This is a genomic window from Paenibacillus xanthanilyticus, assembly GCF_042682185.1.
In the GTDB taxonomy this organism is placed as follows: Bacteria; Bacillota; Bacilli; order Paenibacillales; family Paenibacillaceae; genus Paenibacillus_Z; species Paenibacillus_Z xanthanilyticus.
This window is the reverse complement of sequence record NZ_JBHUHA010000002.1, coordinates 3,110,709-3,135,081: the sequence shown is the minus strand read 5'-3', so window position 1 is coordinate 3,135,081 and position 24,373 is coordinate 3,110,709. Positions and strand designations below refer to the sequence as shown.

Here is a 24,373-nt window from a genome sequence, read left to right as displayed (position 1 = left end):
AAGACCGGCTCGCGTAATTCGCGGGCCGGTCTTGTTTTGGCGTTTATTCGAAGCGAATCTCGTCGATCCAGACGGTGCTTGCGCCCCCGTGCCAAAATGTCATCGTCAGCTGTCCGGGACTTGCGCGGTCCACGCCGCTCGCAGCCAAATCGATCGCGATATTTTTGTAGCCGGTCGTGACCGTATCCCCGCTGAACGCCGCCAGCGTCCGGGTGACGCCGCCGATCGTGAGCTGCACGTGATTTTGCTCGCCGCCGTTCAAGCCCTTGATGCGTATGACCATCTTCGAATAATTGCCGATGTTCTGGGTGATATCCGTGCCCAACCATCCGTCGTTGTTATACTGCAGCTTCAACGCGCCGGACTCGATGACGCCCGCCTGATTGACGAATCCGTTGGCGCCCGACCATTTGCCCAGATCGTTGCTGCCCGGCCAGCCCGGCGAACCATCGAAGTTATCCAGCAGCAGACTGTTCGTCCCGGTCTCTCCGCCGCCGCCGCCGTTAATCTGAATGCGGTCCAGATCGGACGCCCATCCCGTCGGATTGGAGAATTGGATGGTGTTGCTGCCTGCATTCAGCTGTACCTGCGCCTGAACGGTGCCGACCGTCGTCCAGCTTCCTGTGCTCGGCAGGTTGAGCGTCGCGGGCGATCCTCCATTTACGCGAATTTGTGCGGAACGGGCCTCCGCGCCGAGGTAGGACACCGTCATCGTATACGTCCCGGCCGTCTGCACGCTTACGCCATTGAACTGCAGCGTGCCATCGTTATTCCCGATATAGCCGACCTTCGAGCCTCCCGAGCAGGTGGCGCATGCGGCCACGACCGCCGCCCCGGTCCGCGTATTGCCCGCGGCTTCCGCTTCATAGGCCGTTCCGGTACCGCCGCCGCCGGAAGCATTCGTCGTCGCGCTGACGGAGCCGCTGGCGCCGGAGACGTTGCCCGCCGCGTCCTTCGCCCGGACGGTATAGCTGTAGGCCGTGCCCGGACTTAAGCCCGTGTCCGTAAAGGCCGTCGAGCTCGCGGAGCCTACCGCTATTCCGCCGCGATAAATATCATAACCGGTTACGCCGACGTTGTCGGTGGAAGCCGTCCAGGTCAGACTCACGCTATTCGACGTCTTCCCGCTTACCGCCAGGTTGCCCGGCACGCTCGGCGCTTGCGTATCCGCGCTTCCTCCCCCGCTGTAGCCGCCATTATACGGCGTTTGGGTCAGGCTGTACGACAGCGTATTGTCCGGCTTCAGCTGATCGAACGGGCCGAGGTTTTGATTCGCGGGATCCATCCCGATCCCCACTTTGCCGAGCGGCGTCCGTCCGCCCGTATAGTAGTTGGCATTGGCGAATCTGGCGCTCGGCTTGTAGCCGTAAGGGTCCAGAATCGATAGCGCCAGCGTGTAGGTGCCCGCAGGCATGTTGGACGGAATGGCGAACGCGCCCGAAACCTGCTGCACGGCAGGCGCTTGATTATATTGGCGCGTCGAGCTGTTCCAACCGTCGCCCGGCATCCACGTCCGAATGTCCGCGTTGGTGAAGATGCCCTTCCAAGCGACCGTGCGATCGCTATTCAGCAGGCTCGCTTCGACGGGCCAGTTGTAGTAGAACGGCGCCGAGCCTTTGTTCACGACCTGGAAGGAGACGTTCATCGTCCCGCCCGGCTGCACGCTGCCGGAGAAGGTCGCCTGATTAAGGACGAACCGGTACCCGAATTCCTTCTGCATCAGCGCGGCGCCTTGCGAGACCGCGGCATTGCCGGCATCGTACAGATCCACCCAACCGAGGCTGGTCGTATGCGTCTTCTTGATCCAATCGATGACATAGTCGCGATGGACCGGATCGCTTAGCGTGTCATTCGGCGAATCGCCGGGCTGAATATGCTTCTGCCCCCAATCGTAGGCAATCTCGCCGCCGTTGATTTGCGTGCGCCACACGTTGCGGGCTACGATGCCCTCCCCGCCCGCCAGATCGTCGATCAGGGCGAAGGAATCCCACAGGAAGCCGAAGTTGAAGTTCTGGAACGTATCGGGATATCGCACCTGCACCTTCTTGTTCTGGAACGCCTGCGAAGCGGCATTGCCAAGCGCCGTCTGAAAGCTGAGCGGAATCCGGTCGGTGCCGTCAGCCAATTTATCCGGCCATATATGATGCTCGCCCCAATTCCCCCACAAGCCCAGCTCGACATACGCGACGCGGGGATCGTTATCCCATGCCTGACCGAGCTTCTGGATGAAAGCCGTCAGCCGGTTCTTGAGCGCATCCGACGTCCACTGCGTCGTCACGTCGCCATGGGGTACGCCTGCCGGCCAATACTCGCCCCCGTTCGGATAGACGATGAACACGCGCGGAATGACCTTTTTATTCTGATTCTCGATACCCGCCCACGCCGTGTTGCTCCAATCCTTGATCTTCTGCACGGAGTCCGTCGCTGCATTCTCCAGGTCGGTGTATTTGATATAGTGCTTGAACACCGTCCCGTATTCATGATTCGAGAATCCCGCGTCGTTCATGAACCGGGTCGGCCGAAATCCCTTGAACGGGTTCTTGAAGGCTTCCTGCGTCTCCGTCAAGTTCACGGTGATGGGACCGACCGCCGCGGATGCCGTGTCGAGATGGGACATCGCCAGCGAACCTCCGGATAGCAAGACAAATGACAGTAACGCAGTAAACGCTTTCAAAAACGGCCTTGAAAACTTACGTTGCATTAATCATCCCTCCTATATGATTTGCGGTTCGCGCAAATTTATTGCGCAAACTTTTGCGCTCTTAGTATAGTTCACCGATGGGCGCGGCGTCAATGAAATAATTGGGCCCCTTATTTGGCGCGAAACCGCGCAAAAAAAGAACCTCTGCTTCCACCACGTGGGTGAAAGTAGAGGTTCTTCGGTTCTTCCGCTACCATGCGGGACATGCTCGATGAACGCGAATGATTCGCGTATCCCTTCCGTGCAGCCCCGGCTGAATGACGTCCGCCGCGTTCCCGCTCGCCCGTTACGTCCTATTGGCCACGCTTGCGCAAGACTCGCGTTCGATCAGTTCGGTCTTCAAGCTGATCTGGACTTCCGAAATGTTCTTGTTCGCGATCAATTCGACGAGCACTTTGACGATGAGCGAGCTGATATCGTAGCGGAACCGGCGGACGGTCGTGAGCGGCGGCACCATGAACTCCGATAGCTTGACGTCGTCGAAGCCCACCAGGGACACGTCCCCTGGAATACGGATGTTCATCTCGGCCAATCCCTTCACGGCCCCGAACGCGATGATGTCGTTGAACGTGAAAATCGCGGTGATCGCCGGATCCTGCCGCATCAATTGCTTCACGGCCTCATAACCATGCGAGGGATCGAAGGCGCCCATGGCGACCGCGCTGTCCAGCCAGGGCAGCTTAAGATCGCGAAAGGCGTCTTTGCACCCGTCCAGCCGGTTCACGTTCACCAGATGGTTTTTAGGCCCCGCGATAATGCCGATCTTCCGGTGCCCCAATCCATGCAGGTACCGAATGACCTCGTACGCGCCTTTGCGGTTATCATAGTCGATATAGTTGTGGCCGCTCTTATACGTTCGCCCGTTCGTCAGCAAGTACGGAATGCCGAGCCGCTCCAGCTCTTCCAGCAGCTTGTCGTTGACCAGCGGGTCGAAGACGAGCGCCGCATCGACTTTCTCTTCGGTCACATACTTATAGGCCGGGGACTGCCCCTCCGGACTATGCTTCACGATATGAATGTGATGCCCGTAGGCTTCGAATTCTTCCTTCAAGTGATTCAAGTCGGCCGACGTCGACGGGTCATTATCGAAGAAGTCGTGATGGCCCGGGACGATGACCGCGATCTGATAGGGGATGCCGGCCAGCTTGGAGGGAGTAACGCCCGGCGTCAAATGCTCGTTGGCAATCTCCAGCACCTTCCTGCGGGTCTCCTCGCTGAAATTGCCCTGATTGTTGATAATCCGGGACACCGTGCTGATCGAGACGTTTGCTTTTTTTGCAATTTCTTTGAGCTTCATATGCGCTCCCTCCCTTCCCCGCGAAAATTTTTGCACAACAAGAAAATTATAGCGTTGAGTGATGGATGCCGTCAAACGTCAATGACCAAGCCGAACAAGCCTAGAATCGCTCGCTTATCACCTTTCGAGCCAATCCTCGCCCGCCATGTTATTCGGTGTTCGGACCCAGATAGGTGAATCGCATGCCGTAGGGGATTCTGCACCTGAACTTTTACCAATCAAAAAGCCAGCCTTATTCGGCTGGCTCGATCTTTGGCAGGTTCCGTGCCCTGGCCATTTCCCTCAGAACCCCCTGGAGTCCGTGCAACTCCTTGCGCAACCAACGCGCCGGTCACTCCTTCTCGTTCTTGCCCTCCAGCGCGGCCTTCAGGGCGTCGGCCAGCCCGCCGGTTAGCGTCACCTTATCGCTGTACTGCTCGACCAGCCGCTTCTGCTGATGCTTGTTAACCCGCCCGCCGCCGGCTTTGTCCCCTAGCATCTCGATGACATTGCACGGACGGCACTGCGCGTACTTGCCCGCTTTGCCGGTGTGGATCTCCATCTTCTTCCGACATTGCGGACACCGCTTGTTCGACAGCGCCGGCTCGGCCGCGCGGCGGTAACCGCATTCGCGATCTTGACATACGAGCGTCTTGCCTCGCTTGCCGTTGATCTCCATCATTCGTTTGCCGCATTCCGGGCAGTGTGCATGAGACAGGTTGTGCGGCTTATATTCCTTCGCATCCTGCTTCACCTCGTTCACCCACGCCGCAGCCTGCTGGCGGATGCCGGCCATGAACTTCTTCGCATCGCCCTGTCCTTTCGCAATGCGCTCCAGCTCCCGCTCCCACTCTGCGGTCAGCTCCGGGCTGCGAAGCTCCTTCGCGGCCAGCTCGATGAGCTGCTTGCCTTTGCCGGTCGGCACCAGACGGTTGCCCTGACGATCGATTGTCTGCGAGGACAGCAGCTTCTCGATAATGTCCGCGCGCGTGGCCGGGGTGCCCAGCCCGTATTTCTCCATCTTGGAGAGCAAGCCCGCTTCCGTATACCGAGCCGGGGGCTGCGTCTTTCCTTCGCGCAACCGGCTTTGCTTCAGCGTTAGCGACTGCCCCGAAGCGAGCGCCGGTAGAAGCTGTCCGCCGCTAGACTCGCGCGCAGCCCCTTTGCTTCCATCCGCCGCCTCATCGCCGCTGCCATCGTCCTCCCCATCCGACCAATCGGCCTCCTGTACGCCTCCGTACGCTTCCTTCCAGCCGGCTTCCTTCAGGACGTTCCCTTTGGCGTGGAAGCGGTCTTCGCCGATCCGGATGACCACGCTGGTCTCGTCATATCGGCATGGCGGGCTGAACATCGCCAGGAACCGCCGGACGATCAATTCGTGCAGCTTCCGCTCTTCCGGGCTGAGCGCGGACAGATTCACATATTGCTCCGTCGGAATAATCGCGTGATGATCGCTCACCTTGATATCGTCGACGATGCGCTTCGTGACCACAAGCGGCGTCCGAAGCAGCTTCCGCGCCAAGGCCGCATAAGGCAAGGCCGCAATGCTCTCCATTCGCCCCTTCAGCGTCGGCACCATGTCGGAGGAGAGATAACGCGAGTCCGTCCGCGGATACGTCACCAGCTTATGCTGCTCATACAGCCGCTGCAGCACGTTCGACGTCTGCTTCGCCGAGAAGCCGAGGCGCTTGTTCGCATCCCGCTGCAGCTCGGTCAGATCGTACGCCTGCGGATGAGGCTCGCTCCGTTCTACCGTCCGCAGCCGTTCGACGACCGCCGGCTTCCCTTTCGTGCGGGCCACGACGGCTTCCGCCTCTGCCTGCGACCACAACCTTCCGTCGTGCCCTTCTTCGCTGCGCCAAGCGGCATGGAAGCCTTCGCCGGCGAACTCCGCGGACACCGTCCAGAAGGGCTTCGGCACGAAGCTGCTAATCTCGCGCTCGCGCTCCATCAGCATCCCGAGCGTCGGCGTCTGCACCCGGCCTGCAGACAATTGCGCATTGTACTTGCTGGTCAACGCCCGGGTGACATTCAGGCCAACCAGCCAATCGGCTTCCGCCCGGCATACCGCGGAAGCGTACAGCCGATCATATTCGCGCCCCGGCTTCAGCGACGCGAAGCCGTCTTGGATCGCCTTATCCGTCTGCGACGAAATCCAGAGCCGCTTGAACGGCTTCTTCCAATGCGCCAGTTCCATAATCCAGCGGGCGACCAGCTCCCCCTCCCGTCCGGCGTCCGTGGCGATGATCAGCTCGCCGATATCGGGCCGCTTGCATAATTGGAGGACGGCCTTGAACTGGCCCGAAGTCTCCTTCAGCGGCTTAAGCGTCATCCGGTCCGGCATGATCGGCAGATCCTCGAGGTTCCAGGTTCTGTACTTCGGGTCGTAATCCTCCGGCTCGGCGAGACCGACGAGGTGGCCGAGCGCCCACGTGACCACATAAGACGGACCTTCGATGTAGCTTTTGTTTTTATTCGTACAGCCGAGCACGCGCGCGATTTCCCGCGCCACGCTGGGCTTTTCCGCCAATACGAGCGATTTCATCTGCTCTTTCCTCCTGCGCATGTCATACTTCCATTATCGAATATTCGCGGGAAGCCTGTCAAAAAAGCCCCATCCTTGCGCCGTATGGCGGAAACGAACCTGTCGCCACGCAGAAAGACCACCCGTGAAGGCGGCCTTTCCAATCCCGCCATGGGGAATTTGCATTTAGTAGGCGAGCTGCATGTAATAAAGATTGGCTATGGAATCCTTCGTAATCGTATGCGCGCCCGCAGCAAGAGACACACGCACAATGCCGTTCGTCATGGAATAACTGGTGCCGTCTATTTTAACTTTGGTGCCGTCCGGCGAGTTGAACACCAAGGTTAACGTCGATGCCGCGTTCGTCGTGAATGTAATGCTGGTCGAGCTCTCGAGCTTCAAACATTGCGTGAGCGTTAACCCGTTGTACGCGACGGTGCCTTTGGAAGTCGACAGCGCGCCTTGAATCTTGAAGAAGTCGCTTGCCGTACCGTTCAAGGTGAAGTTATGCACATATTGTTGTCCGGTACCCGGATCCGGCGTAGGCGTCGGATCCGTAGGGTCCGTCGGGTCCGTCGGGTTCGTCGGATCAGTCGGGGTAGTTGGATTCGAATTGCCGCCGACAGCTACCAATTTCGTCGCATAACTTTTAATTTTGGCCATCAGCGGCTCGTTGATGGCGTACGAGGCATCATCTGCTGCGTCATCGAATGTCCATTGAAAGTCCCCGTTATGCATGCGGCCGGCTTCGGCTGTCACAATCGCTTCCACGGAACCGACCGGATCAATATCGGCTGCGTTCACGCCGGTATCGACGCTCGTATCGAAGTTGTTATACGCCGTGCCGCCGACCAGCGCTTTATACGAGCTAGGGACGGTTTCCGTTCTCGAAGACGCCAGGTAGGCATCGAAGGAAGCCGCATTGGCCGGAGCCGTTCCGGCATTGGAGTTGGCATAGATCAAACTTTGCGCATCCGCAATGCTATTGTTGAACGCTTTGATCATCCCGCCATTTTCACCCGAGAACGTGCCTTCTCCCAAAGCATCGGTGCCTTGCAACGAACTCAGCATCGGCTGTTTGGCATGTCGGAAAGAATTGGATTCGACGAAAGCCGAAGCGCCCATGGTTACGCCAACGCCATACTTGGAGATGCCGTCATAGAAGTTATTATAAATATGGGCGGATGCCACTCGGATGCGCGGATGACGCGAATCCGAATGATCGAACCAGTTATGGTGGAAGGTCACATAAAATTGGGCCGACTCGCTCAAGCCTACCAATGAGGCTTTGCCCGAATCCCAGTAGTGGTTATACGAGATCGTGCTATAGGTCGATCCATTCTTCATATCCGTGGATCCGTCGCCTTTCGCCTGGTCCGCATCCCCGCCTGCCGTTCCGTAGAAAATATCGTTATGGTGCAGCCATACGTTTACGTTGCCGGAATCCAAGGAGATGCCGTCGTCCGGGAAGAGCATCACGCCCAGATTGCGTACTTCCACATTGCCGACATACCGAAGCAGCAGCCCCCAGCCATAAGCGTAAGCATCGTCTCCGATGCCTTCGAGCGTGATATTCATTTCGGCATAATTGCCTTTGCCTTTGACTTGAAGGTATCCGCTGCTGTTCAATTGTCCGCTCAGATCAGCAGCCGTCACTTTGCCAATGAATCGAATGGCAAGCGGAGTCGTATCGTACCCCTTCTGTCGCAAATTCAAAATTTGGCCAAGGCCCACGGCGGTTTGCCGCTCGCCGGAGCTGCTCACTTTCACGTCGAGCGTCACCGTTTTGGCCGTTTTAGAGGTGATGTAGACCACTTGAGCGCCGCTCTTGAGCGTTCCATTATCATTGTAGGCACCTGAACCGGTTCCGTAGGTCGACGCCGCCGAAAAAGCGAATCCGGACCGGTCATGAGCCGCTACGGTGATGGCCCCGGTAACCGCGCTGGCCGTGGTGCCGCCCGACAGCTTGGCCTCGACTTTCAGCACATAATTCCCCGCCGCAAGCCCAACCGCATCCGCCCTCCAATAAGCAGGGTATTGGCGAATCAGCTCGTTATCGATTTGGCGATACTGGGTATCCGCCGCGCTGGCCGGCTTCACATAGACATTGTACCCTTCCGCATTGCTGACCGGCGCCCATTCCGCATAGGCCGTTTCATTCCAGCCTCCACTCTCCGTGATCGTAACGCCGGCAGCATGGGCTACGCCCGCACGGCCCACTCCGCCAACCATTAAGGTGACGACAAGCGACATCATGAGTAACAGATGCATGAGGTTGACTGCTTTTTTCTTCAATTGGATCCCTCCTAAAATGTGGTTGACTCATTAAGCTGAAATCGCTTACAAAAAATCGCGCCTGTTCCCTCCTTTATCGTGACATGGACTTGCCGGCGAAACACCCTAAGCTTACCAGCCCCGTAACCGTTCCCGAAACAATCATTACTTCATCATTGTCGGCGGATTCCCGCCCTTCTCGGCGTATCTGAGTTCATGATTATGGCTGGAATCCCTCCTGCGAACGCGCAGACATATCCTGCGTAGCCTAGCCAAACCTAACAAACCCCGACCGGATGGCGGTCGGGGTGATGATGGTCATGTTGGATATTGCATTAATAAGCTCAACTGAGCCGGTTCAGTTGATGGTGAACGTTAGCTTTCACAATGCGATACATTAACCTCACCCTACGCGGCGCGAAACGCACCTTTTCTCTCCAATACGCGAAGGCCGGACGGTCCCCCCGCTTCGTGTTGCATTCCATGCAAGCCGCGAGCAAGTTATAGGGGCGATCCGATCCGCCTTTGCTTGAGGGGATAATGTGATCGACCGTCGTCCCGGAACGACCGCACCACAAACAGGTGTAGCGATCCCGTTTCAGCGCAGCTTTACGATACTCGCGATATAAGAAGGGGTTGTATAGTAATTGGATCGTCTGCTCGTCTATCCATACGGCGCGCGCTCGATTCACTTCTCTCCATGCCCGGTCAAGCACGCAAGGGGTTAGTCGCTGGCCATCTATATTAAGAACGTTGATCATCCTTCATCCCCTCCCAAGCTAGCGTTAGTTCATAGCTACCGTCAAATTCGCGGCTATGCCTAGAGACTCCGAATCTATTTTCATCAAAATCTATCAAAATCTATCTATCCTAAGACAGATGAACAGGCCATCTGCTCCCATCCCGAATAAAGTACAGCATAAACATGATATGGGGTGATGGATATCAGAACGTTTAAGGCTTTCCTTAAAGGAAGAAAAGAAGTGCCTCCTGTACGCACAATTGCTGCAGGAGAGGCTGTTTTTAAGCTTAGCCGTAGTCGGAATAGGTTGTTTTTTAGCGTAGCCATTCGAGATATTAACCGCGTAACCCAAGCCCATATTCATCTTGGACGAAGAGGTGAAAACGGTCCTGTCGTCGCCTTTCTGTTCGGGCCCTCGAAATTTGGCATTTCCGTCACCCGAGGCGTTATTCGAGGCGCTCTGACGCGCCATGATTTGGTCGGCCCGCTAAGCGGAAAGACGATCCTTGATCTAGTCGACGAAATTAAAAGCGGCAACGCCTATGTTAATGTACACACCGTACAAAATCCAGATGGAGAAATTCGCGGCCAGATCTTATAATACCACCATGAATCGTTTAGGATAACGAGCTTTGCTCTCTAATTCTTTCCACACCAAAACCCGACCTCATGCGGTCGGGTTGTTGATTGTGGAGGCGAAGCGTGGCTGTGCAAAACCACCATTCGCCGACATGTATCGTACACAAGTACTTAATGTATTGTAATATCCCCATTCTCTGGTTCCAAATTACTCCACAATTCTTTGCGATTAGTGAAAGCTACTGGGAGATCAGGCATGAGTATAGTTTCTCTGCCTAAAGTCTTATCCAAATAGGATAATAATTGCTCTCTTATTTCTGATCGCTGCAGTCCAATTTCTATGCTTGCTTTGATGTAGCCTAATTTATCGCCGATATCAAATCGCTTTCCTTCTAATCGCAATGCATGAAGAGGCTCAGCTTGGCACATAGCGCGCAATGCGTCGGTGAGCTGTATCTCGTTACCAGTCCCTTTGCCAATTGTCTTAAGTATCGAGAAAATGCTTGGTTTCAAAATATATCGTCCCATAATTGCAATATTGGAAGGCGCTTCATTCAACGGCGGTTTTTCGATTAAATTATTAACCTCATAAACCTTCCCATCTTGAAGGCCAGGAGCGATAATTCCATACTTATTCACCTGTGACGGATGTACCGTTTGTACCCCTACTACAGAAGTTTGAAATTCTTCATACACCTCAATCAACTGCTTTAAACCCGGTTTTTCTGCCATCATAATATCATCACCCAGCAGTACAGCAAACGGCTCATCGCCGATAAAATGTTGAGCGCATAACACCGCATGTCCTAAACCAAGCGGATCTTTTTGGCGAATATAATGGATGGATGCCATATTTGAAATTTCCTGAAGCTCATGAACAACATCAAATTTCCCTTTTTGCAGCAGCGTCTGTTCCAATTCAAAGGAACGGTCAAAATGATCCTCAATGGAGCGTTTATTCCGCCCCGTGACGATTATGATACTTTCAATTCCCGATGCCACGGCTTCTTCTACAATATATTGGATAGCTGGTTTGTCGACGATCGGCAGCATCTCTTTCGGCTGAGACTTGGTCGCAGGTAAAAATCTCGTTCCTAAACCCGCTGCAGGAATGACTGCTTTTCTAATTTTCATAAGTTCAACCCCTTCTTATCCATTTCCAATGCTGATAGCATATCTTCATTTTCATTTTTTAATCTGTTTCCATGCGAGTTGATCAAATGCATAAAGTTACCTCAAGCAGGAAAAGGTAAGGAAGTCTTTTTACCTTATTCGTGTCTGGGGGGCTTGGAATGAACTGCAATGAGAATAAGTTAAAAGAAATCGCACATAAGCTTGCGCTTGAGCACAACCCGCATAGGAGGCGCTACTCACCGAAAGCTTTCTTAAGCAGTATACGTACAGAAATTGAGGAGCTTCAAAACTTCATCGCGGAACTTCATGAAAATAAAAGCACGTATATACATCCTGCCGAGGAATGGCTTCTAGATCATTCGGAGTTTCTAGCGTCCGTCATATTGGAAATCCGTGAAGAAGTCCCGCTTACCTCAATGGATTATTTGGTCATCGTTGACAACGAGCGAAATACTCGGCTTCGAATCTCATCTGTCTGCGAAACGTACCTGATGACCACAGACGGATTTCTGGATGAGGAGCTGTTCTCAAGCTTTCTTAGCTTCTACCAAGAGGTTTCAGTGCTCACAATATCGGAAGCATGGTCTCTCAAACTTTTTTTAAAAGTAGAGCTCATTCGACGACTTGCTTCTATAATTAAGCCATTACAAGAACGGAACACAATTTCCAGACTCGTAGATCGAATGCTGTCCAGCATTCAAATTGCAGAGCTTACGCCTGAGCGATTAAAAACAGCTTTAGAAGAACATAAAGTGGAATTGCCTTTATCTGGAGCGATGATTGTCCATCTCGTCAGGCACTTAAGAGAACACGCGGAAACCTCAGCACATATCGGAGAATGGCTAGTATGTAAGCTAGAAAACAAACCTGAAAGTTTGGACTCCATCCTCTCCTACGAGTATCTGCTTCAATCCGAGTATCAAGTCAGTACTGGAAATGCGATTGGCAGTTTACGCAACCTGTCTCGTTGGGTATGGAGCGAGTTCTTTGAGCAAATCAGCGTAGTCGAGCAAACCTTACAGCAAGAAAAGGCCGGAGATTACCAAAAGCTAGATGCAGCTAGCCGTCATCAACTTCGATACCAGGTTGAGAAGCTGGCACGCCGAATGCAGGTTCCCGAATACTTAGTTGCTTCCGAAGCGGCTCGATTAGCCGATAAACATTTTGACACGTTCGAACAAGAAAACCATCAGCCGCCCAAAGATATATTTGTGGCTTATTATTTAATGGAAGCAAAAGGATTGCGCTTGCTGCATCAAGCGTTAAAGCTTTGCGGAAAGACAGGCGCCCTGCCTGAAGCCTGGGTAAAACATCGCGCAGCCAGCGTATATATGCAATCACTGTCGATTGCTTTCATCACGGCTTCTGCAGCCTTTTCCTTATGGATTGGCTGGACTGCTGCAATCTCACCGCTTGGCTGGGTGTTCGTCTTCCTTCTGCTTGCCTTTCCAGCAAGCGAATTTGGGATTACCGCAGTCCACTGGCTGATCGAGTATGTGAAACAGCCCTCTAAATTGTTAAGATATGATTTCTCTAAGGGTATACCTGAAGAGGCTTCAACAATCGTTGTAATTCCTGTCATCTGGTCTCAAATCCAACATGTCCAAGGTACAACAGAGCGATTGGAGCAGCACTATTTAGCAAATAGGGACCCCCATCTGCATTTCGCCATTTTAAGTGACTTCAAGGATTGTGAAGCAGAACACTCCAATGAGGACGAAGCTATCTTGAATTTGGCGAAAGCTGAGATTGAACGACTGAATCGAACTTATTCACGAAGCACTTTCCACTTGTTCCATCGTCACAGAAAGTGGAACCCTGCCGAACAAACTTGGATGGGATGGGAAAGAAAACGAGGCAAGCTGGTAGAGTTTGTAAAGCTGCTTAAGGGCAGTAAAAATACAAGCTATACCACCATGATTGGTAATTCCGCCGTTCTTACAAAAATACGGTACGTCATTACATTGGATGCGGACACACGTCTTCCGCTCGAAAGCGCGTTTCGAATGGTCGGAGCCATGCACCTTCCCTTTAACCGACCAAGGTTAAATGACACCAAAACAAGAGTTATTGATGGCTACGGCGTTCTTCAGCCGCGTATTGGAATGGCTTATGAATCTGCGCAGAAATCTAAGCTTACTTCTTTGTGGGCGGTCGATGCTGGACTTGATCCTTACTCTTTCGCGATTTCGGATCCTTATCAGGATGTGTTGGGAGAAGGAATATTTACCGGCAAGGGGATTTTCGATATTGAAGCTTTCGATCAAGTTTTAGGGAATCGAATTGCCGAGAATCGAGTGCTCAGCCATGACCTCCTGGAAGGTAGTTTTTTGCGGGCTGGATCTCTTACCGATATCGAGCTTATCGATGATCATCCGCCTACTTTCTTAGCGCATCAGAAACGGCAGCATCGTTGGACCCGCGGGGATTGGCAGCTGCTCCCCTGGTTGATGTCCAAAACTCCAAATGTGGATGGTGTAGTTGTCCCAACCGACTTATCCAACGTGGCCCGCTGGCAAATTATCGACAACCTTCGCCGAAGCTTGCTTCAGCCCGCATTAATGGCAATATTGCTGCTCGCCGTACCGTTACTGCCCGGTTCGCCTTTAAGTTGGTTTGGAATCGTACTGGTTACAATGCTCCTTCCGCTGCTTCGTCAATTAGTAACCTTAAATACTTTAATGAACCGTCCCAAAAATTTGCTCTTCACGATCGGTCATGTGTGGATTGCATTCATCACCCTCCCCTTTCAAAGTGTGATGTTGCTGGATGCCATCATTAGAACGCTGTATCGATTGACCATTTCGAAACGAGGACTTCTTGAATGGGTAAGTCAGGCAGAAGTAGAACAGCTAAGCGCCAAGAAGGGTTCGCCTGCACTGTACGGACAATTGTATGGCTATCTCTTGATTGCTTGGATGGCGGCCTGCACATTGTTGAGCGAGAATATCGCAGTTCAAACACTTTTGCTCAGTTCTGTTCTTTTGTGGTGCTTTGCGCCATGGATCATTCGCTGGCTCGACCAATCACCAATACGAACTGAAGAAACGTTCTCTCCGCAAGAAACGGAGGAGTTACATAAACTTTCACACGACATCTGGTCCTTCTATGAGGACTACGTGACAGAACAAGACAACTGGCTGCCGCCGGACAATGTTCAGTTTCAGCCGAAGAAGGGGATCGCGCATCGAACCTCTCCTACCAATATAGGGATGTATTTAACCTGCGTGTTGGCAGCCAGAGATTTTGGGTTTATCGATACGTACGGACTTTTCGAACGCATCGAGCGAACCGTAAGTACCCTTGAACGAATGGAAAAATGGGAGGGCCACATATACAATTGGTATGATACCGAAACGCTTGCCCCTCTTTTACCTGTATATGTGTCCACGGTCGATTCCGGGAATTTCGTCGCTTGTTTGATGACGGTAAAAGAAGGCTTGCTGGAGTGGCTGCATTCCGATTCGAATCCGCCATCTGTTCGATGGACTCAAAGTGAAGTTAACGTCGCCTTTGCAGAGGAGTTAGGCGCAGTATCAGACTCAGACTTGCTAATACAAGGACGCCAGCTGGCCGATCGGATCCAAGCTTTAGTTCAAGCCACCAACTTCCGCCCGCTTTTTGACCTGAAAACGAATCTCTTCTCTCTTGGTTATCATGTCAACCAAAGGGTAAGGGATACCATACTTTATGACTTATTGGCATCTGAAGCGCGGCAGGCCAGCTTTGTCGCGATTGCCTTAGGGCAAGTATCTGTTTCCCATTGGAATGCGCTCGGCAGAACGATGACGAAGGTAGGCAATCGGCCGGTACTGCTCTCTTGGACCGGTACGATGTTCGAGTACTTGATGCCAGCGCTTCTTATGAAGACCTATCGTAAAACAATTTGGGACAGTACCTATGAAGCTGTGGTCGAGCGCCAAATCGAATACGCTAAGCAGCAAAATGTGCCGTTCGGCATATCAGAGTCCGGCTACTATATGTTCGATTATCAAATGAATTATCAATATAGGGCATTCGGCGTTCCTGGCCTCGGATTTAAACGAGGACTTGAACAAGATCTTGTTATTGCTCCATACGCTGCCATTATGGCTTTGCCCTATGCTCGAAAAGCAGGTTTGGACGCCTTACAGCTGCTAAAACAATTTGACGGACGCGGCAAATACGGCTATTACGAAGCCTTGGATTTTACCCAAAAACGAATACCGGCCGGCCGAAAAAACATGGTAGTTCGCAGCTATATGGCCCATCATCAGGGGATGAGTATGTTGACGTTATCCAATCTGCTCCTGCCTCACACGATGCAGCAACGGTTCCACCGCAACAAAGAGGTTCGCGCTGCAGAATTACTTCTGCAGGAACGAATCGAACAGCCTAAGAAATGGATTAAGCATCCTGCGTTGCATCGATCCAACGTACGTACGGAGGAGAAATCGGTACAACAGGCAGATGTGGTGAGAGAGTTTAAGTCCCCGCATACCGTCATACCGGAAACTTTGCTGCTTTCAAACGGGCGTTTTACAACCATGATTACAAACAGCGGAAGCGGATATGCCAGCTGGGAAGGAATCCACATATCTCGCTGGCTGGAGGAGCCGGTCAAGGATTCATGGGGGAGCTATATCTACATACGGGATGTTTCATCCGATCAGATCTGGTCGCCTTCGTATCAGCCCTGCAAAGTAGAGTCGCCGGAGCAGCAAGTCTTGTTCGAACTAAACAAAGCGACTTTCGTACGCAAGGATAACGAGCTGGAAACCTGCATGGAAATATGCGTCGCACCTGACGTCAATGCAGAGGTTCGTCGCATTACACTGACCAATCGGGGAACGCAAACGAAAGTGGTGGAAGTAACCACCTTCATTGAACTTGCGCTTTCAAACCCAATCGCTGACAGTGCCCATCCTGCTTTCAGCAAGCTGTTTATCCGTACAGCTTATGATCAGGAAAGCGGTTGTCTAGTTGCCGGTCGGCGCAAACGGGAAGCGAAAGACAGATCCCTTTGGTCTGCCCATACTTTAGCAGTTGAAGGTCACACATCAGCCCCTATAGAATTTGAAACGGATCGTGCTGCCTTCATTGGTCGAGGCTATCGACTCACAGAGCCGAACCTGATCCGATCCCGGCTTAAAGGCAAAACTGGATCGGTAGCCGATCCTGCATTCGTGATGCGCCGCCGCGTAGAAGTAAAACCGGACGAACAGGTACACCTCTATGCCATTACGTCTGTCGCCGAAACGCGGGATGAAGCTGTGGACATTGTTGCTAAGCTGACCCACGTACAGTCCGTAGATCGAACGTTTAGACTGGCCTGGAATCGGAGCAGAATCGAGCTTCACAACCTTAACCTAGAACCAGCAGAGGCCCATACTTTCCAGCGGCTTGCTTCGCAGGTGCTCTACACGCCGCTATTAAGCGATGAGCGCACAATGAATATCGCGATCAACTCAATTGGACAACCAGGTTTCTGGTCTTACGGAATTTCTGGAGACAGACCTATAATCGTTGCACAAATTGATAACCAAATCCATTTGCCGTTTATCGTGAAGCTATTAACAGGTCATGAATATTTGAGAAGGCTAGGGCTCAATTTTGACCTTGTAATTGTGAACGAATCCGCTGAGGGATATCAGCAAGATCTGCAGGATTCCTTGCAACGTGCGGTGGAGCATAGTGTAGACCGTTTCGGAGCTGGTGCGATCGGTATTCATGTCATTAAAGAAAGCAGCCTAAACGATCAAGCTCGCGTACTCCTTATGGCAGCTGCAAGAGTGGTGCTGCAAGCCAGCGGTCCAAGTATCTCAGGACAGCTGCGGCTTCCAGCTAGAGAAAATGGCAAACGGTGGCCTGAAGCGCTTCAGAAAGTCAACTCAGACCAAGTACAAGCCTATCACTCTTATCACGCCAATTCCCTTGAATCAGCCAATCTCCTGTTCCATAACGAATGGGGCGGATTTACTGCCGACGGGAAACAATACAAGCTTAAGATTAAGGACGGCAAACATTTGCCAGCCCCATGGATTAACGTCCTAGCTAATCCCAACTTTGGAGCTTTGGTTTCTGAGCTCGGTACAGGATACACGTTCTGGAGAAACAGCCGTGAATGCAAGCTGACCCCATGGTCTAACGATACCGTGCTGGATCCTCCGACGGAGATTGGTTTTATACGGGATGAGCATACGGGAGCATGCTGGACGATGACCCCTGCCGGCGGCAATCATGCAAGTCCATATCTGATTACCCATGCCCGCGGCTACTCGATATTCGAGCACGAGCGCGAGGGAATTGGGCATAAGATGACCATCTTTGTGCCTAAAGAGGATCCAATCAAAATCATGCGGCTGCAAATTAAGAACACCTCTTCCGAGCAAAGAAGCCTCTCGGTCACTTATTATGCTGAATGGGTGATTGGTGTGCAGCGTCAAACGAATGCCCCATTCATCGTAAGTGAATGGGATGAATCAGCGAGCATACTGACAGCACAGAACCGTTATCAAGAGTCGTTCCGGGATGCGACGGCCTTTCTCGGAATCTTTACGAAGAATACCGATCATTCCAACGGTTTATCATGGACGACGGACCAACTAGAATTTGTAGGCAGAAACGGAAGCCTGGAGCAACCCGCAGCACTTAACCGTGAACGTCTGTCGTGCCAGACTGAGGTATCTCATGCAAGCTGCGGTGCGATACAATGCAAGCTTACTCTTGAACCGGGTGAGGAAACAGAGGTCCTGATCTTACTCGGCTGTGAATCGTCCAAATCGAAAGCTGCGAGTTTAGCCCAGCAATTCAGCAGTGCATCCTACTGTGATACAGTATGGGATGAGACGATGGCCTTTTGGGAAAATACGTTGGAGCAGATTGTGGTCGATACCCCTTCTGCTGAGACCAACATTCTTCTCAACGGCTGGTTGCTGTATCAATCGCTTGCATGCCGCATTTGGGCCCGTACAGCTTTCTACCAAGCTGGAGGAGCGATCGGATTCCGCGATCAGCTGCAGGATTCTTTGGCGCTGCTCCATACGATGCCGGAGCTTTCTAGGAAACAGCTTCTTATTCATGCCGCGCATCAATATGAGGAAGGCGATGTGCAGCACTGGTGGCATAATGAGACTGAGCGTGGAATTCGAACCACTTTTTCCGATGATCTGCTGTGGCTGCCGTACTGCGCTGCTCGTTATATTGAACATACGGATGATCGTGCAGTTTTTGATGAGCAGGTGCCGTATATTACGAGTGAACTATTGAAGGAACATGAGCATGAGCGATATGAGGCTACCGTTCAGTCCGATCAAATCGGTACCCTCTATGAGCACTGCCAGCGGGCCATCGACAAAGTGCTGCAACGCATTGGGGAACATGGGCTGCCACTCATGGGTGTCGGTGATTGGAATGACGGCATGAACATGGTTGGAGTTAAAGGCCGGGGTGAGAGTGTGTGGCTTGGTTGGTTCCTATGCGAAGTATTGCAGCGGTATGAGACAATTTGCGGGGAGCATGGCGATGTAGAGCGGCAAACACGATACAAAAATGCCCGCGAACAAATCACGCAGGCGATCCATGACCATGCCTGGGATGGTGAGTGGTACCGAAGGGCATTTACGGATGCTGGCGCATGGCTCGGTTCAATTCACAATGAAGAATGCCGAATCGATTCCATTGCTCAGTCATGGTCCGTCATTTCCGGAGCGGCACCAGAAGATCGCAGAGTTCAAGCGATGCGATCCTTTGACCGAGAATTGGTGGATCGGGAGCTGTCCGTCATCAAACTGCTTACTCCGCCGTTTGATCGCACCGAGCCAAGTCCTGGCTATATTCAAGGATATCCACCTGGAATCCGAGAAAACGGCGCGCAATATACGCACGGGGTGATCTGGAGCATCATTGCATGGTGTGTGCTGGATCAAGGCGATAAAGCCTTCGAGCTGTTCCGCATGCTCAACCCTATTACACATACCCGCACAGCGCAAGAGGTTCGACAATATGTAGGCGAGCCTTACGCCATGGCTGCCGATATTTATACGGCGGAGCCTCATCTGGGGCATGCAGGCTGGACATGGTATACGGGCGCTTCGGGCTGGATGTATCAAAGCGGGATTGAATGGATTCTAGGGCTGCGCAAGCGCGGCAGCCGACTCTTCTTGGATCCTTGCATGCCATCAGAATGGCCCAGCTTCAAGGCAATATACCGATACGGAAGCACCGCGTATCATCTCTCGTTCACAAGAGATCAACAAGATCAACCTGTATCAGGCAGCCTTAAAGCTGGACCTGACACGTATATTGATTTGGTAGACGATGGAGAAGATCATTCGATCCAGATCCTCATTTAGAACAATTGTGCTGTAACAGTATTCGACTCGTGATCTGCGAATGCGATATAGACACCGTCCCTTGGGTCCGGTGTCTATATTTGCATAAGTGACTGACATCAAACATGAACTATTATTTTGTCTCGTAAATGAAGGCTATCGCATACAAAAACATGTGGACATAATTCTGAAGGTACCTGTTTCGGCTTTTGAGGAAAAAAGCAAAATCCACAACCTCGTGCGGTTGTGGATTCACATGGTGGAGGCGAGGGGATTTGAACCCCTGTCCGAAGACATCGCCACATAGGCATCTACGGGTGTAGTCACAGTTTTGATGTCACCTAGGCCGTCGCCCCGTAACCGGCTACGATCTAGGTCAGCCTGATTGTCTTCTTCAGCACACCCCAGGCGGAGATGTGACAGCGTATCCCACTAAGAGTGAGCCCCTACATCCGGCACATGGGCGATGCAGGAGAGGAGCTTAGCATACAGTTTCTTAGGCTGCTGCTAAAGTTGTACGTTGGTTGCCATTTAATAGGCTTTAGCGTTGATGAAGCGGACGCGTCCCCACTACCCGCAACCCATGCTCGAACTATCCCCGTCGAATCCATAAACGCCCCCATATCGCATAAACGGCGTCGTCTGAACCATGCGGCTCATGTTCCGTTTAGCAGAGCGCCCGGCGTTCTCACGCGGCGAGCATAAGCTGTTATTACCGTCTTGCCGTTGCAATGCCGTACTGCTTGGCTTGCTTAGTTAGTATAGCACATCATCTACACGATTGTACCCCTGAGTTTCTGGAAGTGCTGCCGTCTGGCTGGCATCGCTGCCATGGCCGTCATTCCCACGTTACCGCGCGACCTTCTGCTTCTCGCGCAGCGCACGCTGGATATCGCGCTGGGCATCCTTCTTCGCGGCGCTCTCACGCTTGTCGTAATTCTTCTTACCTTTACCGAGGCCGATAAGCAGCTTCGCGTAGCCGTTGCGGACGTAAATCTTCAGCGGCACGATCGCGTAGCCTTCCTGCTTCGACTGGCCGAGCAGCTTATGAATCTGCACCTTATGGAGCAGCAGCTTGCGCGCCCGCGTCGGATCGGTCGGGTTGTGGCGGTTGCCTTGCTCGAACGGACTGATGTGCATGTTGTGGATGAACATCTCGCCATTGCGGATCGTCGCGAACGCGTCGTTAATGTTCGCCTTGCCGGCCCGCACCGACTTAATCTCCGTGCCCATGAGCACCATGCCCGCTTCGAACGTCTCCTCGATGAAATAGTCATGGGAAGCCTTCTTGTTCTGAGCCAGCTGCTTGTTCTCATTCGTCTTCTTCGCCACGCCATCCACCTCGCATTCGTTCGCTTCTTGTATCTTACCCTGCCCGTCCCCGCCATAAAACAACGGACTCCCGTGCAGGTGCATCAGGAGTCCATTGTAACAACTTTACAGTTCGAAATCAAGGCGGCCGAGGCGGCCAGATTCCGATACGGCGCTACTTCTTGTTCTTGCGGATAAAAGCCGCCGTCGCGCTGCCGCCGGACTTCTTCCGCTTCTTGCGCGGCTTGCCTGCAGGCGCGCCTTCCGCCGCCGGAACCGTCTCGCCCGTTCCGCCGCCGCCCTCGCGTGCCGCGTTCGGATTGAACACTTCGCTCACGCCGCCGGGTTTCTTGCGCCGCCTTGAACGGTTGCCGCCGCTGGCGCTGCCGCCGCCTTGGGCCGCACCCGCGCTTGCACCGGCGCCGCCGCTCGTATAGCCGCCGCGCGTGCCGCCTTGAACGGTGCCGCCGCTGCGATTACCGCCCGACGCGCCGCCGCTTCTGCCCGCTCCGCCGCGGCCACCGCCGCTGCGGTTGCCGCCCGAACGATTGCCGCCCGAGCGACCGCGGCGGTCGTTGCCGCCTGGTCCGTTGAAGTGCTCGTACTCGCCGTCGTCGATAATGCCGCCGGTGCCCAGAATCGGGAGCCCCCACATGTCGGTCCGCACGCCGCCTTTGCGCTTGCCGCCCGACCGAGCGCCGCCGGATGCCGCGTCGCCGCCGCGGTTGCCGCCCGCACGCTCGCCGCCTTCTTCCGTGACGCCCAGAATTTTATCGAGATTGAAGTCGTCCTCCGGCTTCCACCCTTGACGTTCCGCTCCACCGCCCGGTTGACGACGCCCTGGTGCGACGAACACGCCGCCTTGGGCCGGACGAGCGCCGGCCGCGCCCGCATCGCCGCCACGGCCGCCTTTGCGCTTGCCGCCGCGCACTTGCTCGGCCGCCGCTGGCGCAGGCCGGTTATCTCCGCCCCGTCGTCCGCCGCGCTGACCACGATCGTCGCGACCACTTGCGCTGCGATCATCGCCGCGTTCCTGCCCGCGTCCGCGCCCTTGGCCTTCGCGTCCGCCGCGTTCCCGGCCGCCGCCTTGGCCGCCGCGTCCGCGTCCGGCGCGAAGCGTCTTCTCCAGCTCGCGGTCGATATTACGCGAGCTCGAATCGAGCAGCGCGAAGTCAACCGTATGCTCGTCCATGTTGACGTTCTCCACGCGAATGCGCACTTCGTCGCCAATCCGGAAGATCCGCGAGGTGCGCTCGCCGATGAGCACCATGTGCTGCTCATGGAAGTGATAATAATCGTCGTTCATATCGCTGAGCCGGATAAGTCCCTCGACCGTGTTCTCCAGCTCGATGAAGATGCCGAAGCTCGTTACGCTGCTGATGATGCCGTCGAATTCCTCGCCGATCTTATCGAGCATGAACTCGGCCTTCTTCAGCTTCTCCGTATCCCGCTCTGCCTCGACCGCCACGCGCTCGCGCTCGGACGACTGCTGCGCAATCTCCGGCATCCGCTGCGCCAGCACGTCCATCCGGTCATCCGGCAGCAAGCCGCCGTTCTCGAACACCTCGCGCATGACGCGGTGGATGACCAAGTCCGGATAGCGTCGAATCGGAGACGTGAAGTGGGAGTAGAACTCCGCGGCAAGACCGAAGTGGCCCAGGCTCTGCGCCTCGTAACGCGCCTGCTTCATGGAGCGGAGCATCATCGTCGAGATGACCGTCTGCTCCTTGGCGCCGCGAATCTCCTCCAGCAGCGACTGCAGCGAGCGCGGATGAATCGTATTCCCCTTGCCCTTGATCTGGTAGCCGAAGTTCGCCGCGAACTGCACGAACGTCATCAGCTTCTCGGAATCCGGGTTCTCGTGAATCCGGTACAGGAACGGTACCTTCAGCCAGAAGAAATGCTCCGCGACCGTCTCGTTCGCCGCCAGCATGAATTCCTCAATGATCTGCTCGGCAATCGAACGCTCGCGCTTGATGATGTCGGTCGGCTTGCCTTCCTGATCCACAAGCACCTTCGCTTCAACGAAGTCGAAGTCGATCGCGCCCCGTTTCATCCGCATATTCCGCAGGCGCATCGCCAGCTCTTCCATCAGCTTGAACGTGTCGACCAGCTCAGAATAACGCTCCGTCACTTCCTGATCTTCGTTCTGCAGAATCTTGCGCACGTTCGTATACGTCATGCGTTCCTTCGTCTTAATGACGCTCGTGAACACGTCATGGCGTACCCGCTTCAACGTCTTCGCGTCAAATTCCATCTCGCACGACATCGTCAGACGATCCACCTGCGGATTAAGCGAGCAGATCCCGTTCGATAGGCGGTGCGGCAGCATCGGAATGACGCGGTCGACCAAATACACCGAGCACCCGCGGCGGTAAGCTTCCTGATCCAGCGCGGACTTCTCCGTCACATAATAACCGACGTCCGCAATGTGTACGCCCAGCACGTAGTTGCCGTTCTCCAGCCGCTCCACGTTAACCGCATCGTCGAGGTCTTTCGCATCTTCGCCGTCGATCGTCACGATGACCTTGTTCCGCAGATCGCGGCGTCCCTGGCTGACGATTTCTTCCTCGGTGATCGTGTCCGGCGCCGCTTCCGCTTCGGCCATGACGTCGTCCGGGAAGCTCTCCGGCAGCCCGTGCTTGCGGATGATGGAGAGGATATCGACGCCCGGATCGTCCTTATGTCCGAGAATCTCGATAATCTCGCCTTCCGCGGCCGAACGGCCTTCCGGGTAGGAGACGATGCGCACGACGACCTTCTGCCCGCTCACCGCGCCCTTGAACTCGCCCTTCGGGATGAAAATATCGCGGTTAATCCGCTTATCGTCCGGTACTACGAAGCCGTACGCCTCATGGTTCTCGAACGTGCCGACCACCTGCGTCACGGCGCGTTGGACGATCCTCACGACCTCGCCCTCCATGCGGCCGGCGCCGGTCTTCGCCGTGACGCGCACGAGCACCGTATCGCCGTTCATCGCGCTCTTCAGGTCGTTCGCGTGCAAATAGACGTCCGGATGATCCTTCTCCTCCGGCAGCAGGAATGCGAATCCCTTGGCATGAGCCTGAATACGGCCGCGCAGCAAATTCATCCGCTCCGGCAGCCCGTAGCGGTCGTTCGAGGTACGGAGGATTTTGCCTTCGTCCTCCAGCGTGTTCAACAAGACGAGGAACGATTTGAAACTCTGCGCGTCCTCGCTGCCGAGCCGTTCCGCCAGCTCTTGATATGTCAGCGGCTTGTACGCCGATTCTTGCATGAATTCAAGCAGTTGCTGCTCTGTGATCATAATGCCTCCACTTAGCGGATGATAGATTTACATATAGATTTAGTATACACGAAATCATGCAGCTCCATCCGCTTCACCAAAAATATTTACCATGGCGCAAAAGCCAGGTTTGTGCTATGCACTCACTCCTCCTTCACACCAACGATCGCCCTTATAAACAAAATTTCCGAAACCCGCGATTCCCATTCAAAAATGCCGATACGCGCCTGCAAAAAAAGCAAGAGCGTCCCTGCG

Annotated in this window: 10 protein-coding genes and 1 other RNA gene; 2 read left to right on the top strand and 9 right to left on the bottom strand. The window is 54.0% G+C overall.

Features of this window, described 5'->3' with window-relative positions:
* Positions 1-43 precede the first annotated feature (43 nt).
* The 5 genes from ACFSKT_RS31255 to ACFSKT_RS31235 form a co-directional block, all read right to left on the bottom strand.
* On the bottom strand, positions 44-2,617 hold the full coding sequence (locus ACFSKT_RS31255) for a DUF4832 domain-containing protein (RefSeq protein ID WP_377717023.1): 2,574 nt from the start codon (positions 2,615-2,617) through the stop codon (positions 44-46).
* Positions 2,618-2,987: 370 nt separating this feature from the next.
* Positions 2,988-4,034, bottom strand: a complete 1,047-nt coding sequence (locus tag ACFSKT_RS31250) for a LacI family DNA-binding transcriptional regulator (RefSeq protein WP_377717021.1) — start codon at positions 4,032-4,034, stop codon at positions 2,988-2,990.
* A gap of 295 nt (positions 4,035-4,329) precedes the next feature.
* Positions 4,330-6,522, bottom strand: coding sequence for a DNA topoisomerase III (locus tag ACFSKT_RS31245; protein ID WP_377717019.1), 2,193 nt, complete (start codon positions 6,520-6,522; stop codon positions 4,330-4,332).
* Between the two features lie 165 nt (positions 6,523-6,687).
* Positions 6,688-8,757, bottom strand: a complete 2,070-nt coding sequence (locus ACFSKT_RS31240; RefSeq protein ID WP_377717167.1) for a pectate lyase family protein — start codon at positions 8,755-8,757, stop codon at positions 6,688-6,690.
* A gap of 362 nt (positions 8,758-9,119) precedes the next feature.
* Positions 9,120-9,536, bottom strand: a complete 417-nt coding sequence (locus ACFSKT_RS31235) for an HNH endonuclease (RefSeq protein WP_377717018.1) — start codon at positions 9,534-9,536, stop codon at positions 9,120-9,122.
* Positions 9,537-9,713: 177 nt separating this feature from the next.
* Between ACFSKT_RS31235 and ACFSKT_RS31230 the strand changes: the two genes are divergently transcribed.
* Positions 9,714-10,118 (top strand): CHRD domain-containing protein, encoded by a 405-nt coding sequence (locus ACFSKT_RS31230; RefSeq protein WP_377717016.1) that lies wholly within the window; start codon positions 9,714-9,716, stop codon positions 10,116-10,118.
* Between the two features lie 149 nt (positions 10,119-10,267).
* Here ACFSKT_RS31230 and galU read toward each other — a convergent pair whose 3' ends face one another.
* Positions 10,268-11,230, bottom strand: a complete 963-nt coding sequence (galU, locus tag ACFSKT_RS31225) for a UTP--glucose-1-phosphate uridylyltransferase GalU (RefSeq protein WP_377717014.1) — start codon at positions 11,228-11,230, stop codon at positions 10,268-10,270.
* A 158-nt stretch (positions 11,231-11,388) separates the two neighbouring features.
* Between galU and ACFSKT_RS31220 the strand changes: the two genes are divergently transcribed.
* Positions 11,389-19,563: a glycoside hydrolase family 94 protein gene (locus ACFSKT_RS31220; protein ID WP_377717012.1), complete on the top strand. Its 8,175-nt coding sequence runs from the start codon at positions 11,389-11,391 to the stop codon at positions 19,561-19,563.
* A 236-nt stretch (positions 19,564-19,799) separates the two neighbouring features.
* On the opposite strand, the gene ssrA is transcribed toward ACFSKT_RS31220, so the two are convergent.
* The 3 genes from ssrA to rnr all read right to left on the bottom strand — a co-directional run bounded on the left by ssrA (position 19,800) and on the right by rnr (position 24,139).
* Positions 19,800-20,163, bottom strand: a transfer-messenger RNA (tmRNA) gene (gene ssrA, locus ACFSKT_RS31215).
* Between the two features lie 228 nt (positions 20,164-20,391).
* On the bottom strand, positions 20,392-20,874 hold the full coding sequence (gene smpB, locus ACFSKT_RS31210) for an SsrA-binding protein SmpB (RefSeq protein WP_377717010.1): 483 nt from the start codon (positions 20,872-20,874) through the stop codon (positions 20,392-20,394).
* 154 nt (positions 20,875-21,028) lie between these two features.
* The gene (gene rnr, locus ACFSKT_RS31205) at positions 21,029-24,139 is read right to left on the bottom strand and encodes a ribonuclease R (protein ID WP_377717009.1); all 3,111 of its coding nucleotides are present in this window, start codon (positions 24,137-24,139) and stop codon (positions 21,029-21,031) included.
* Positions 24,140-24,373 lie beyond the last annotated feature (234 nt).